Source organism: Mycolicibacterium novocastrense (genome assembly GCF_001499835.1).
Classification (GTDB): Bacteria; Actinomycetota; Actinomycetes; order Mycobacteriales; family Mycobacteriaceae; genus Mycobacterium; species Mycobacterium novocastrense.
The window spans coordinates 48,183-60,984 of sequence record NZ_LQIH01000004.1 but is presented as its reverse complement, the minus strand read 5'-3'; the positions used below and the strand labels follow the sequence as shown (position 1 = coordinate 60,984).

Annotated in this window: 12 protein-coding genes; 8 read left to right on the top strand and 4 right to left on the bottom strand. The window is 66.5% G+C overall.

The window, feature by feature from the left end; translation table 11 throughout:
* The first annotated feature begins 72 nt into the window (after window positions 1-72).
* Window positions 73-792, top strand: a complete 720-nt coding sequence (locus AU072_RS04835; RefSeq protein ID WP_064412732.1) for an acetoacetate decarboxylase family protein — start codon at window positions 73-75, stop codon at window positions 790-792.
* Window positions 789-1,994, top strand: a complete 1,206-nt coding sequence (locus AU072_RS04830) for a cytochrome P450 (RefSeq protein WP_064412731.1) — start codon at window positions 789-791, stop codon at window positions 1,992-1,994. Before AU072_RS04835 ends, AU072_RS04830 begins: the two co-directional genes overlap by 4 nt.
* Before the next feature lie 87 nt (window positions 1,995-2,081).
* On the opposite strand, the gene AU072_RS04825 is transcribed toward AU072_RS04830, so the two are convergent.
* Window positions 2,082-2,882 carry a crotonase/enoyl-CoA hydratase family protein gene (locus AU072_RS04825; RefSeq protein WP_064412730.1) on the bottom strand — a complete coding sequence of 267 codons (801 nt, stop codon included), beginning with the start codon at window positions 2,880-2,882 and terminating at the stop codon, window positions 2,082-2,084.
* Between the two features lie 69 nt (window positions 2,883-2,951).
* Between AU072_RS04825 and AU072_RS04820 the strand changes: the two genes are divergently transcribed.
* Window positions 2,952-4,604 (top strand): medium/long-chain-fatty-acid--CoA/3-oxocholest-4-en-26-oate--CoA ligase, encoded by a 1,653-nt coding sequence (locus AU072_RS04820; protein ID WP_064412729.1) that lies wholly within the window; start codon window positions 2,952-2,954, stop codon window positions 4,602-4,604.
* A gap of 5 nt (window positions 4,605-4,609) precedes the next feature.
* Window positions 4,610-5,731, top strand: coding sequence for an NAD(P)H-dependent flavin oxidoreductase (locus tag AU072_RS04815; RefSeq protein ID WP_064412832.1), 1,122 nt, complete (start codon window positions 4,610-4,612; stop codon window positions 5,729-5,731).
* An 80-nt stretch (window positions 5,732-5,811) separates the two neighbouring features.
* On the opposite strand, the gene fadD17 is transcribed toward AU072_RS04815, so the two are convergent.
* From fadD17 to AU072_RS04800, 3 genes are read right to left on the bottom strand one after another with little or no spacing between them, the layout of a single operon-like run.
* A complete protein-coding gene (gene fadD17 / locus AU072_RS04810) occupies window positions 5,812-7,317 on the bottom strand; it encodes a long-chain-fatty-acid--CoA ligase FadD17 (protein WP_064412728.1) in 1,506 nt (501 codons plus the stop codon).
* 1 nt (window position 7,318) lies between these two features.
* Window positions 7,319-8,416: an acyl-CoA dehydrogenase family protein gene (locus tag AU072_RS04805; RefSeq protein WP_064412727.1), complete on the bottom strand. Its 1,098-nt coding sequence runs from the start codon at window positions 8,414-8,416 to the stop codon at window positions 7,319-7,321.
* A gap of 8 nt (window positions 8,417-8,424) precedes the next feature.
* Window positions 8,425-9,606 carry an acyl-CoA dehydrogenase family protein gene (locus AU072_RS04800; RefSeq protein WP_064412726.1) on the bottom strand — a complete coding sequence of 394 codons (1,182 nt, stop codon included), beginning with the start codon at window positions 9,604-9,606 and terminating at the stop codon, window positions 8,425-8,427.
* 145 nt (window positions 9,607-9,751) lie between these two features.
* On the opposite strand from AU072_RS04800, the gene AU072_RS04795 reads away from it, so the two are divergent.
* From AU072_RS04795 to AU072_RS04780, 4 genes are all read left to right on the top strand, one after another.
* Window positions 9,752-9,943 (top strand): ferredoxin, encoded by a 192-nt coding sequence (locus AU072_RS04795; RefSeq protein WP_064412725.1) that lies wholly within the window; start codon window positions 9,752-9,754, stop codon window positions 9,941-9,943.
* 45 nt (window positions 9,944-9,988) lie between these two features.
* Window positions 9,989-10,894, top strand: coding sequence for a 3-oxoacyl-ACP reductase (locus AU072_RS04790; RefSeq protein ID WP_064412724.1), 906 nt, complete (start codon window positions 9,989-9,991; stop codon window positions 10,892-10,894).
* Window positions 10,895-11,166: 272 nt separating this feature from the next.
* Window positions 11,167-11,931 (top strand): MlaE family ABC transporter permease, encoded by a 765-nt coding sequence (locus AU072_RS04785; RefSeq protein ID WP_064347984.1) that lies wholly within the window; start codon window positions 11,167-11,169, stop codon window positions 11,929-11,931.
* A 28-nt stretch (window positions 11,932-11,959) separates the two neighbouring features.
* A complete protein-coding gene (locus tag AU072_RS04780; protein WP_064412723.1) occupies window positions 11,960-12,802 on the top strand; it encodes an MlaE family ABC transporter permease in 843 nt (280 codons plus the stop codon).

Below are 12,802 nucleotides of genomic sequence, written 5' to 3'. Positions count from 1 at the left end.
CGGCGAGCCGCCGATCCAGCCTGGGTAGACACTTCCTTGCTAGTTGTCTACTCGGCGTTCTAGATTGACGCGATGACCCAGCACACCATCGCAGGCACGGTGCTCACCATGCCGGTGAAGATCCGCAAGGCGCACCAGCACATGGCGATGTTCTCCGTCGACGCCGAAGCCGCCCAGCGCATGATCGACTACAGCGGTCTGAAGGTCTGCCGGTTCCTGCCGGGCCGCGCGATCGCGGTGCTGATGCTGATGCGCTACGAGGACGGCGACCTCGGCCAGTACTACGAATACGGCACCAACGTGATGGTGAACCCGCCCGGGTCGGATGCGACGGGGCCGCGGGCCCTGCAGTCGGCCGGCGCGTTCATCCACCATCTACCGGTCGACCAGGCGTTCACGCTGGAGGCGGGGACCAAGATCTGGGGTTATCCGAAGGTGATGTCGGAGTTCACGATTCGTGACGGGCACACCTACTCGTTCGACGTCACCATCGACGGCCAGTTCGCGGTCGGCATGGATTTTCGTCCCGGTCTTCGGGTCCCTGCCACGTTCACCGCCAAGCCGCAGGCCCACCCCACCTACTCGTGCCGCGACGGTGTCCTGCGCCGCACCGTCGGCGAGATGAAGCTGAGCGATGTGCGGTACCGGCCGGGCGGGGCCAGGGTCCGGCTCGGCGAACATCCCTATGCGAAGGAGCTTGCGTCGCTAGGCTTTCCCAAACGCGCTTTGTTCTCCGGTTCGGCCGGGAACGTGGAGATGTCGTTCGCGGATGCAGAGGAGCTTGGATCGTGACCGTTACGGCACCGCAGACCAAACCCGATGTCGACCTGACCGACGGCGCCTTCTACGCCGGCGACTCGCGGTCGGTCTACAAGTGGATGCGCGAGAACGAACCGGTGTTCCGCGACCGCAACGGATTGGCCGCGGCCGCAACGTATGCCGCCGTCATCGAGGCGGAGCGCAACCCGGAGCTGTTCTCCAACGCCGGTGGCATCCGACCCGACCAGCCGGGCGTCGAGATGATGATCGAGATGGACGATCCGCAGCATCTGCTGCGGCGCAAGCTCGTCAACTCCGGCTTCACACGTAAGCGGGTCAAAGACCTCGAGGGCTCGATCGAGAACCTGTGCGACACGCTGATCGACAACGTGTGCGAGCGCGGTGAATGCGACTTCGTCTGGGACATCGCGGCGCCGCTGCCGATGGCCGTCATCGGCGACATGCTCGGGGTGCGTCCCGAGGAACGCGAGATGTTCCTCAAGTGGTCCGACGACCTGGTGGGTGCCCTCAGCAGCACCGCGGACCCGGAGGAATTCCAGGTCACCATGGACGCGTTCGCGGCCTACAGCGAGTACATGATGGGCATGATCGCGGTCCGCAAGGATGAGCCGACCGACGATCTGGTCAGCGTGCTGGTGCACGCCGAGGTCGAGGGCAGCAAGCTCGAAGACCATCAGATCGTCACCGAGGTGCTGCTGCTGTTGATCGGCGGCGACGAGACCACCCGGCACACGTTGTCCGGCGGCACCCGGCAGTTGCTGTTGCACCCCGATCAGCATCGGCGCCTCGCGTCCGATCTGTCGTTGCTGCCCAACGCGATCGAGGAGATGCTGCGCTGGACGGCGCCGGTGAAGAACATGGCGCGCACGATCACCGCCGACACCGAATTCCACGGAACGGCCCTCAAAGAGGGCGAGAAGATGATCCTGCTGTTCGAGTCGGCCAACTTCGACGAGAAGGTGTTCGACGACCCGGAGTCTTTCGATATCGAGCGCTATCCGAACAACCACCTGGCGTTCGGCTTCGGCACGCATTTCTGCCTGGGCAACCAACTGGCGCGGCTCGAGCTGTCGATCATGCAGACCAAACTGCTGCAGCGGCTGCCCGATCTGCGGTTGGCCTCCGGAGACGAGTTGCCGTTGCGGCCCGCCAATTTCGTGAGCGGTCTGGAGAAGATGCCGGTGGTGTTCACGCCGACGGCGAAAATGCTCTAGTCCCGTTCGTGAAACGCGCGACGGAAATCCGACCGAAACCGTCGCAGGTTTCACAACCGAGCGAGGGAGCGGGACGACGCCGCGGGCCTACTTCATCTGGAAGTTCGGGGCCCGCTTCTCCTTGAAGGCTCGCGGGCCCTCCTTGGCGTCGTCGCTCAGGAACACCGGGATGCCGTTGGCGGTGTCGGGCTTGAACGCCTCGTTCTCGTGCATGCCCTCGGTCTCGCGGATGGTCTTCAGGATCGCCTGCACGGCCAGCGGTCCGTTGTTGTTGATCACCTCGGCGATCTCCAGCGCCTTGTCCAGCGCGGTCCCGTCGGGCACCACGTAGCCGATCAGCCCGTATTCCTTGGCCTCGGCGGCGGTGATGTGTCGTCCGGTCAACAGAAGATCGCACGCGATGGTGTACGGAATCTGGCGCACCAGGCGCACCGCCGAGCCGCCCATCGGATACAGGCTCCACTTGGCCTCGGAGATACCGAACTTGGCGCTCTCACCCGCGATACGGATGTCGGTGCCCTGCAGGATCTCGGTACCGCCGGCGATCGCCGGGCCCTCGACCGCGGCGATCAGCGGTTTGGTCAGCCGGCGGCCCTTCAGCAGCGCGTCGATGCGCGACGGGTCGTAGCTGCCGTCCTTGAACGAATCGCCCGGCGGTTTGGCCGTCGCCGCCTTGAGGTCCATCCCCGCGCAGAAGTAGCCGCCGGCGCCGGTGAGGACGCAGGTGCGGATCTCGGGATCGTTGTCGACGCGGTCCCAGGCCTCCACCATGATCGAGAGCATCTCGGTCGAAAGCGCATTGCGCGCCTCGGGCCGGTTCAGCGTCAGGATCAGGGTGTGTCCGCGCTGCTCAATGAGGGCGTCGGGGCCCTTCTGGGGATCACTCACGAGGGTTCGCCTTCCAGCGTCGATGCCACAGACTTGTCTGGAAATGTAACACGTTCTAGTTTAGGTCTCGTGGCCCTGAACATCGCTGATCTCGCCGAGCACGCCATCGACGCCGTGCCAGACCGTGTCGCCCTCATCTGCGGCGACGACCAGCTCACGTACGCCCAGTTGGAGGAGCAGGCCAACCGGTTGGCCCACTACCTCATCGATCAGGGCGTCAAGAAGGACGACAAGGTCGGCCTCTACTGCCGCAACCGCAACGAGATCGTCGTCGCGATGCTGGGCATCGTCAAAGCCGGCGCCATCCTGGTCAACGTCAACTTCCGCTACGTCGAGGGCGAGCTGAAGTACCTCTTCGAGAACTCCGACATGGTTGCCCTGGTGCACGAGCGCCGCTACGCCGACCGCGTCGCGAACGTGCTCCCCGAGACCCCGGCCGTGAAGACCGTTCTGGTGGTCGAGGACGGTTCGGATGACGAGTTCGAGCGCTACGGCGGCGTCGAGTTCTACTCCGCACTCGAACAGAGTTCGCCCGAGCGCGATTTCGGGCCGCGCAGCCCCGACGACATCTACCTGCTCTACACCGGCGGCACCACCGGTTTCCCCAAGGGCGTGATGTGGCGCCACGAGGACATCTACCGGGTGCTCTTCGGCGGCACCGATTTCGCCACCGGCGAGTTCGTCAAGGACGAGTACGACCTGGCGAAGGCGGCCGCGGAGAACCCGCCGATGGTCCGCTACCCGATCCCGCCGATGATCCACGGCGCCACCCAGTCGGCGACCTGGATGTCGCTGTTCTCCGGTCAGACCACGGTGCTGGCACCGGAGTTCGATGCCGACGAGGTGTGGCAGACCATCGAGAAGCACGAGGTGAACCTGTTGTTCTTCACCGGCGACGCGATGGGCCGCCCCTTGCTCGATGCGCTGGTAAAGCTGCACGAGTCCGGTCGCGAGCCCGACCTCTCCAACCTGTTCCTGCTGGCGAGCACCGCCGCACTGTTCTCTACCAGCATCAAGGAGAAGTTCCTCGAACTGCTGCCCAACCGGGTGATCACCGACTCGATCGGGTCCTCGGAGACGGGTTTCGGCGGCACCAGCATCGTGGCCAAGGGGCAGTCGCACACCGGCGGCCCGCGGGTGACCATCGATCACCGCACCGTCGTGCTCGACGAGAACGGCAACGAGGTCAAGCCCGGATCGGGTGTGCGCGGGCTGATCGCGAAGAAGGGCAACATCCCGGTCGGCTATTACAAGGACGAGAAAAAGACGGCCGAGACGTTCAAGACATTCAACGGGATTCGCTACGCCATCCCCGGTGACTATGCGGAGGTGGAGGCCGACGGCACGGTCACGATGCTGGGTCGCGGGTCGCAGTCGATCAACAGCGGCGGCGAGAAGATCTACCCCGAAGAGGTCGAGGCCGCGCTCAAGGGGCATCCCGACGTGTTCGACGCGCTCGTGGTCGGGGTGCCCGACGAACGCTACGGTCAGTGCGTGGCGGCCGTCGTGCACCGCCGGCCGGGCACCAACCCGACGCTGGCCGATCTCGACACGTTCGTGCGCCGCGAGATCGCGGGTTACAAAGTGCCGCGCAAGGTTTGGTGGGTCGACGAGATCCACCGGACCCCGGCGGGTAAGCCGGACTACCGGTGGGCCAAGGACACCACCGAGGAGCGGCCTGCCGACGATGTGCATGCCAACCATGTGGGGTCGGCGTCGTGACCGGGATGCGCACTGAACTCTGCGATCGGTTCGGCATCGAGTACCCGATCTTCGTGTTCACGCCGTCGGAGAAGGTCGCCGCCGCGGTCAGCAAGGCCGGTGGGCTGGGTGTGCTGGGCTGCGTGCGGTTCAACTCGGCCGACGATCTCGAAGACGTGCTGTGCTGGATGGACGAGAACACCGACGGCAAGCCCTACGGCGTCGACGTGGTTATGCCCGCCAAGGTGCCGCAGGAGGGCACCGCGGTCGACATCGACAAGCTGATCCCGCAGAGCCATCGCGACTTCGTCGACAAGACGCTCGCCGATCTCGGGGTTCCGCCGCTGCCGGAGGACGGGGCGCGCAACGAGGGTGTGCTCGGCTGGCTGCACAGCGTGGCACGCTCACACGTGGAGGTCGCGCTCAAGCATCCGATCAAGCTGATCGCCAACGCGCTCGGGTCACCACCGAAGGATGTCATCGACCAGGCGCACGCCGCGGGAGTTCCGGTCGCCGCGTTGGCCGGCAGCGCCAAACACGCTCAGCGCCATGTGGACAACGGCGTCGACATCGTGGTCGCGCAGGGCCACGAAGCCGGTGGCCACACCGGTGAGATCGGCTCGATGGTGCTGTGGCCGGAGATCGTCGACGCGCTCGGCGGTAAGGCCCCGGTGTTGGCGGCCGGCGGTATCGGCACCGGCCGGCAGGTCGCGGCCGCGTTGGCGCTCGGCGCGTCGGGTGTGTGGATGGGTTCGGCGTTTCTGACATCGGCCGAGTACGACCTCGGGCACCGCAAGCCCGGAGGCGTCTCGACGATCCAGGAGGGGCTGCTGCGGGCGACGTCGGCCGACACCGTGCGCCGGCGGATCTACACCGGTAAGCCCGCTCGTCTGCTGAAGACGAAATGGACCGACGCGTGGGATGCGCCCGACGCGCCGGAGCCGTTGCCGATGCCGCTGCAGAACATTCTCGTCAGCGAGGCCCATCAGCGGATGAACGATTCGGACAACCCCGACACCGTGGCGATGCCGGTGGGTCAGATCGTGGGGCGGATGAACGAGATCCGCCCGGTCGCCGACATCATCGCCGAGCTGGTGGCCGGTTTCGAGGAGGCCACCCGCCGCCTCGACGGCATCCGCGGCGACTGACTTCCCGGTCGAGCGTGGGCTCGACGCACGTGGATTCGCGGAATGCGTGACACAACGCCACGCTCGGCGCGAAGTATGCGTTATCGCGGGATCGGATACACGCGGTCGGCGCAGTCGGTGCCCTCGGCGGCCAACTGCCGTTTGATCACCTTGAACGTCTCCGTGCGGGGGAGCGCCGTGCTGACCCGCACGTACGACGGCCACTGCTTCGGCCCGAGATCGGGCTGTGCCGAGAGGAATTCGCGGAACGCATCGGCGTCGAAGGTCGCGCCTTCGGTGAGGGTCAGCGCGGCCATCACCTGGTCGCCCACATCCGGCGCGGGTATCCCGTAGACCGCCACCTCCACGACCTCGGGGTGCCGCAGCAGCACCCGCTCGATCGGTGCCGCGCCGAGGTTCTCGCCGTCCACCCGCATCCAGTCGCCGAGCCTGCCCGCGAAGTACGCGTAACCGTTCTCGTCGCGGTACGCCAAGTCGCCACTGTGGTACACGCCGCCGCGCATGCGCTCGGCGTCGGCCTCCGGATCGTTGTAGTAACCCTCGAAACGCCCTGCGTCCGAGACATTCACCAGCTCACCGGTCACACCCGGTGGACACGGTTCGCCGGTGTCGACGTCCACGATCTCGGTGCCGGGTGGCAGCGGACCCAGCGAGCCCGGGGGAGTGTCCGGTGTGCGGGCGATCGCGATCCCGCCCTCGGTCGAACCGAACCCATCCATCACCACCGTGCCGAACCGCTTCGCGAACCGCTCGACGTCGGCAGGCGCACCCTCGTTGCCGTACACCGCCCGCAACGGATTGTCCGCGTCGTCCGGAAGCTCCGGTGTGGCAAGGACATACGACAGCGGCTTACCCACGTAGTTCGCATAGGTCGCGCCGAAGCGACGGACGTCGGGGAGGAACTGCGAGGCGGAGAACTTGCGACGCAACGCCAGCGAGCTCTGCGAGGCCAGCGTCACCGCCCACCCGACCAGCACCGCGTTCGAGTGGAACAGGGGCATCGATACGTAGCAGACGTCGTCGGGTCCCAGGCTGAAGCGCTGTGTCATCGTCACACCCGCCACCGCCACCTTGCCGTGGCTGCATTTGACGGCCTTCGGGTCGCCGCTGGTGCCCGACGTGTAGATCAGCATGAACAGGTCCGTGGGATCGGCCTGTCGCACCACGACCGGCGCACCGGCGAAGGCCGCCACCTCGGCTGCCCATTCCGGTGAGTCGACATCGATGTGGTCGATACCGTCGATCACGTCTCGTGATCCCGAATCGGCAAGCACCAGTTGGCAATCGGCATGGGTGATGTCGCGCTGCAGCGCCGCCCCGCGCCGGACGGGGTTGAGGCCGACCGGCACGATGCCGGTCAGTCCCGCCGCGGCCAGGACCGCCGAAAAGAACGGCGTGTTCTGCAGCAGCACCCCGACGTGAGGGGGCCGGTCGGGATCGAGGCGCGCCCGTAACGCGGCGGCGACGGCCGCGGCGTCCCGCAGGTGATCACGCCAGGTGGTGAACGTCTCCTCGAAGAGCACGCCGCGGTCGTCGACGTCGATCAGCGGCGCCAACAGGTCGGCGACCGTGGGCAGCTTGTTCACATCACGCGGGCGTATCGGCCAACTCCCGGCCGATGCGCAGCAGTTGCCCCGTGGCGCCGCCGACCGCGAACTCGGTCTGCTTGGCCGCCAGGAAATACCGGTGCACGGGGTGGTCGATGTCGATCCCGACCCCGCCGTGCACGTGCACGGTGGTGTGGGCGACGCGGTGACCGGCGTCGGCGGCCCAGAACGCGGCGGTGCCCACATCGAGATCGGCCGGAAGATCCTCGGAGAGCCGCCACGCGGCCTGGGTCAGGGTCAACCGGAGCGCCTTGACGTCGATGTAGCCGTCGGCCAGTCGCGAGGACACCGCCTGGAAGCTGCCGATCGGCCGGTCGAACTGCTCGCGTTCGCGGGCATATTCCGCGGTGAGCTCGAGTGCGCGCTCGAGCACACCGAGCTGAAAAGCACTGCGGCCCAACATCGTCTGGGTGGTCAGCCACGCGGCGACATCAGCGTCGCCGACCGCGCGGCCGGCATCGACCTGGGTGCCCTGCAGTTCGAGGTGTCCGATGCTGCCGTGACCGGTGGTGCTCAACGACTCGACCGTCACGCCGGGGTCCGCCGCGGCGACCAGGAAAACCTTGACGCCCGAATCCGTTTCGGCCGGGATCAGGAATGCGTCGGCCACGGGACCGTAGGGAACCTGCGTGCGCGACCCGGTGAGCCGGTAGCCACCGTCGCTCGACTGAGCCTGCACCGGACCCTGACCCATCTCGCCGTCGAGCGCGACGGTGAGCACCTTGTCGCCCTTGATCGCGGGCACCGCCCACTCCTGCTGCAGCGCGTCCGGGCCGAACTTGGCCAGCGTGCCGGCGCCCAGCACGACCGACTCGAGGTAGGGCACCGCGGCCAACTGCCTGCCGAGTGCGACCAGGATGGCCACCTGTTCGAGCACGCCGAATCCTCCGCCGCCCACCGACTCCGGTGCGGCGGCCGACAGCACGTCGGCCTCGATCAGCTTGCCCCACAGCGTTTTGTCGAACCTCTGGTCCTGCCCGTCGAGTTCACGCTGGCGCTCCGGCGTCACGACGGAGTCGACGATCGTGCGGACCAATCCGCCGAGATCCTCCGACGCTTCGGTTGTCTTGAAATCCATGGCGGGTCCTATCGGTTCACTCGGGGCAGGCCGAGCGCGACCATGCCGATGATGTCGCGCTGAATCTCGTTGGTGCCGCCGCCGAAAGTCAGGATCAGGCAGCTGCGGTGCATCCGTTCGATCCGCCCGCGCAACAGGGCCCCCGGCGTGCCGGGGCGCAGGGTGGCCGCGGTGCCCAGCACCTCCATCAGCAGGCGGTAGGCCTCGGTGGCCAGTTCGGTGCCGTACACCTTGGCCGCGGACGCGTCCGCGGGTGAGGGGGCGGCGTCGTCGGCGGACGCCAGTTCCCAGTTGATCAGCTTGAGCACCTCGGCCTTGGCGTGCACCCGGGCCAGGTTGAGCTGCACCCACTCGGAGTCGATCAACCGGTTGCCGTGCACGTCCTTGGTGTTCTGGGCCCACTCACGAACTCCGCCCAGCGCCACGAAGATCGGCTGAGCCGACACCAGTGCGACGCGCTCGTGGTTGAGCTGGTTGGTCACCAGCTTCCAGCCGGCGTTCTCCTCACCGACCAGGTTGGTCACCGGCACCCGCACGTCCTGGTAGTAGGTGGCGCTGGTGTCGACGCCCGCCATGGTGTGCACCGGCGTCCAGGAGAACCCCTCGGCGGTGGTGGGAACGATCAGCATCGAGATGCCGCGGTGCTTTTTGGCCTCGGGATTGGTGCGCGCGGCCAGCCACACGTAGTCGGCGTAGGCGATCAGGCTGGTCCACATCTTCTGGCCGTTGATCACGTAGTCGTCGCCGTCGCGAACGGCGGTGGTGCGCAGCGACGCCAGATCGGTGCCCGCGCCGGGCTCAGAGTAGCCGATCGAGAAGTGCAGTTCGCCGGCGGCGATCTTGGGCAGGAAGAACTTCTTCTGCTCGTCGCTGCCGAAGTGCATGATCGTCGGCGCGACGCTGTTGATCGTCAGGAACGGCACCGGCACGTTCGCTATCGCGGCCTCGTCGTTGAAGATCAACCCGTCGATGGGAGGGCGCTCCTGGCCGCCGAACTCCTTGGGCCACGACAGGGTGAGCCAGCCGTCCTTGCCCATCTGCGCGACGGTCTCGCGGTAGACGTTGCCGCGTCCCATCTCGCCGTCGTTGGACGCCAGCGCCTCGGCGCGCTCGGGGGTCATCAGCTTGGTGAAGTAGGAGCGCAGCTCGCGGCGCAGCTCTTCCTGCTCTGGGGTGTAGCCGATCCGCATCGCCTTGTCCTAACTTCTCTAGAGGCACGAAGTGGCATACCGGGAGCCAGCCCCGATTCCCTCCCGGTTGTAACACGTTCTAGTCTTGGGGTCCAGGCCGGTGCCACACTGGGCTCGGAGCAGCTTTGACCGCGAGGAGGTTGTGATGAGGGTGGAAGTGGACCGGGACCGGTGCGAGGGCAACGCCGTGTGCGTGGGAATCGCGCCCGACCTGTTCGATCTCGACGATGAGGATTACGCGGTGGTCAAGCTCGATCCGGTGCCCTCCGACCAGGAGGATCTGGCCGAGCAGTCCATCGCGGAGTGCCCGCGAGCGGCGCTGCTTCGGCGAGACTAGAGGTATTCATAAATTGACGACGCCCGTGGGCATCCGAGGAGTGGCATGAGTACAGACCCCAACGACCTGTCCGGGCGCGTGGCGGTGGTAACCGGCGCGGCGGCAGGGCTGGGACGCGCGGAGGCCATCGGCCTGGCCCGGGCCGGGGCGACCATCGTCGTGAACGACATCGCCGCCGCGCTCGACAAGTCCGACGTGCTCGATGAGATCTCCGCAGCGGGCACCAAGGGCGTCGCGGTGGCGGGCGACATCAGCGAGCGCTCGACCGCCGACGAACTGGTCGAAACGGCCGACGGACTCGGGGGGCTCGGCATCGTCGTCAACAACGCCGGCATCACCCGCGACCGCATGCTGTTCAACATGTCCGACGAGGACTGGGATGCGGTGATCGCCGTGCACCTTCGCGGGCACTTCCTGCTGACCCGCAACGCCGCCACGTACTGGCGCGCGAAAGCGAAGGACAACAACGGCCAGGTCTACGGCCGGGTCATCAACACCTCGTCGGAAGCCGGGCTGGTGGGGCCGGTCGGGCAGGCCAACTACGGCGCCGCCAAGGCCGGCATCACCGCGTTGACGCTGTCGATGGCCCGGGCCCTGGAACGCTACGGTGTGCGGGCCAACGCCATCGCGCCCCGTGCCCGCACCGCGATGACCGCGGACGTGTTCGGCGAAGCACCGGAGTTGAGCGAAGGCCAGATCGACCCGTTGTCACCCGACCACGTCGTGAACCTCGTGCGCTTCCTGGCGTCCCCGGCGGCCGAAGGGGTCAACGGTCAGCTCTTCATCGTCTACGGTCGAACGGTGACACTGGTGGCAGCGCCGACGGTCGAGGCGCAATTCAGCGCCGAAGCCGACGCCTGGGACCCCGGCAAGCTGTCCGACACCCTTCAGGAATACTTTGCTGGCCGCGATCCGCAGAAGAGTTTCTCGGCCACCGCGCTGATGAATTAGCAAGACCGACGGTCTCGTTCGTCACCGCCCGGATCGACTAGAACACGTTCTAGAATGACCTGGGTCACACCTGCCTTGACCAGCGCAGAAATCACAATTGTGACGTCATTTTCGGAGCTTTGACACCCCGAACGTGTTCTAGTTAGTATGATCCGGCTCACCGAGAGCAACGTTTGACCAAGGGGTGGGAAGTCCGCCGTGACAACATATTTCACCTCTTCGCCACGACCACGACGCGCCGAACATCCCGACCCCCGAGAACGGAGCAGAGGTTGATCGAACAGCTCGCGGCCCCGGCTCGGGCCGTGGGCGGGTTCGTGGAGATGTCGTTTGACACGTTCGCCAAGACGTTCCGGCGGCCGTTTCAGTTTCGGGAGTTCCTCGACCAGACGTGGATGATCGCGCGCGTCTCGCTGGTGCCGACCCTGCTGGTCGCCATTCCGTTCACCGTGCTGGTCGCGTTCACGCTCAACATCCTTCTTCGCGAGATCGGCGCCGCGGACCTGTCGGGCGCCGGTACCGCCTTCGGCACCATCACCCAGCTCGGCCCGGTGGTGACCGTGCTGGTGGTGGCGGGCGCCGGTGCGACCGCGATCTGCGCAGACCTGGGCGCGCGCACCATCCGCGAGGAGATCGACGCCATGCGCGTGCTGGGCATCGACCCGATCCAGCGGCTGGTGGTGCCGCGCGTGCTGGCCTCGACGTTCGTCGCGCTGCTGCTCAACGGGCTGGTCTGCCTGATCGGCCTGTCCGGCGGTTACGTGTTCTCGGTCTTCCTGCAGGGCGTCAACCCCGGCGCATTCATCAACGGGTTGACGGTGCTGACGGGCCTCGGTGAGCTCGTCATGGCCGAGATCAAGGCTCTGCTGTTCGGGGTGGTGGCCGGTCTGGTCGGCTGCTATCGCGGCTTGACCGTCAAGGGTGGCCCCAAGGGCGTGGGCACCGCGGTCAACGAGACCGTCGTCTACGCGTTCATCTGCCTGTTCGTGATCAACGTGGTGATGACCGCGATCGGCGTGAGGGTGCTCGAGCGATGAACGCTTGCGTGAAGAGCAGAGGGGCGCGATGAGCTACGACGTCACCGTGCGCTTCCGCCGCTTCTTCAGCGGTGTGCCCAAGATCGTCGACAGCATCGGCGAGCAGGCGCTGTTCTACGGCGAGACGATGCGCTACCTGCCCAACGCGGTCCGGCGCTACCGCAAGGAGACGATCCGCAACATCGCCGAGATGACGATGGGCACCGGTGCGCTGGTGATGATCGGCGGCACCGTCGGCGTCGCGGCGTTCCTGACGTTGGCATCCGGCGGCGTCATCGCCGTCCAGGGCTACTCGTCACTGGGCAATATCGGCATCGAAGCGCTGACCGGGTTCCTCTCGGCCTTCCTCAACGTCCGCATCGTCGCCCCGGTCATCGCCGGCATCGCGTTGGCCGCGACGATCGGCGCGGGCACGACCGCGCAACTGGGAGCCATGCGGGTGTCCGAGGAGATCGACGCGGTCGAGTCGATGGCCGTGCACTCGGTGTCCTACCTGGTGTCCACCCGCCTGATGGCCGGCATGGTCGCGATCATCCCGCTGTACTCCCTGTCGGTGCTCGCCGCCTTCTTCGCCGCGCGGTTCACCACGGTGTTCATCAACAAACAGTCGTCGGGCCTCTACGACCACTACTTCAACACCTTCCTGGTGCCCACCGACCTGCTGTGGTCCTTCCTTCAGGCGATCGTGATGGCCATCGCGGTCATGCTGGTGCACACCTACTACGGCTACAACGCATCGGGCGGTCCGGTCGGGGTCGGCATCGCGGTCGGCCAGGCTGTGCGGACCTCGCTGATCGTCGTCGTCACCATCACCCTGTTCATCTCACTCGCCGTGTACGGCGCGTCCGGCAACTTCAACCTCTCCGGGTAG

Bases quoted from the DNA above. Each gene is read 5' to 3' on its own strand.
- AU072_RS04835 (WP_064412732.1), top strand. From the start codon at position 73: ATGACCCAGCACACCATCGCAGGCACGGTGCTCACCATGCCGGTGAAG.
- AU072_RS04815 (WP_064412832.1), top strand. From the start codon at position 4,610: ATGCGCACTGAACTCTGCGATCGGTTCGGCATCGAGTACCCGATCTTC.
- AU072_RS04805 (WP_064412727.1), bottom strand. From the start codon at position 8,416: ATGGATTTCAAGACAACCGAAGCGTCGGAGGATCTCGGCGGATTGGTC.
- AU072_RS04800 (WP_064412726.1), bottom strand. From the start codon at position 9,606: ATGCGGATCGGCTACACCCCAGAGCAGGAAGAGCTGCGCCGCGAGCTG.
- AU072_RS04795 (WP_064412725.1), top strand. From the start codon at position 9,752: ATGAGGGTGGAAGTGGACCGGGACCGGTGCGAGGGCAACGCCGTGTGC.
- AU072_RS04790 (WP_064412724.1), top strand. From the start codon at position 9,989: ATGAGTACAGACCCCAACGACCTGTCCGGGCGCGTGGCGGTGGTAACC.
- AU072_RS04780 (WP_064412723.1), top strand. From the start codon at position 11,960: ATGAGCTACGACGTCACCGTGCGCTTCCGCCGCTTCTTCAGCGGTGTG.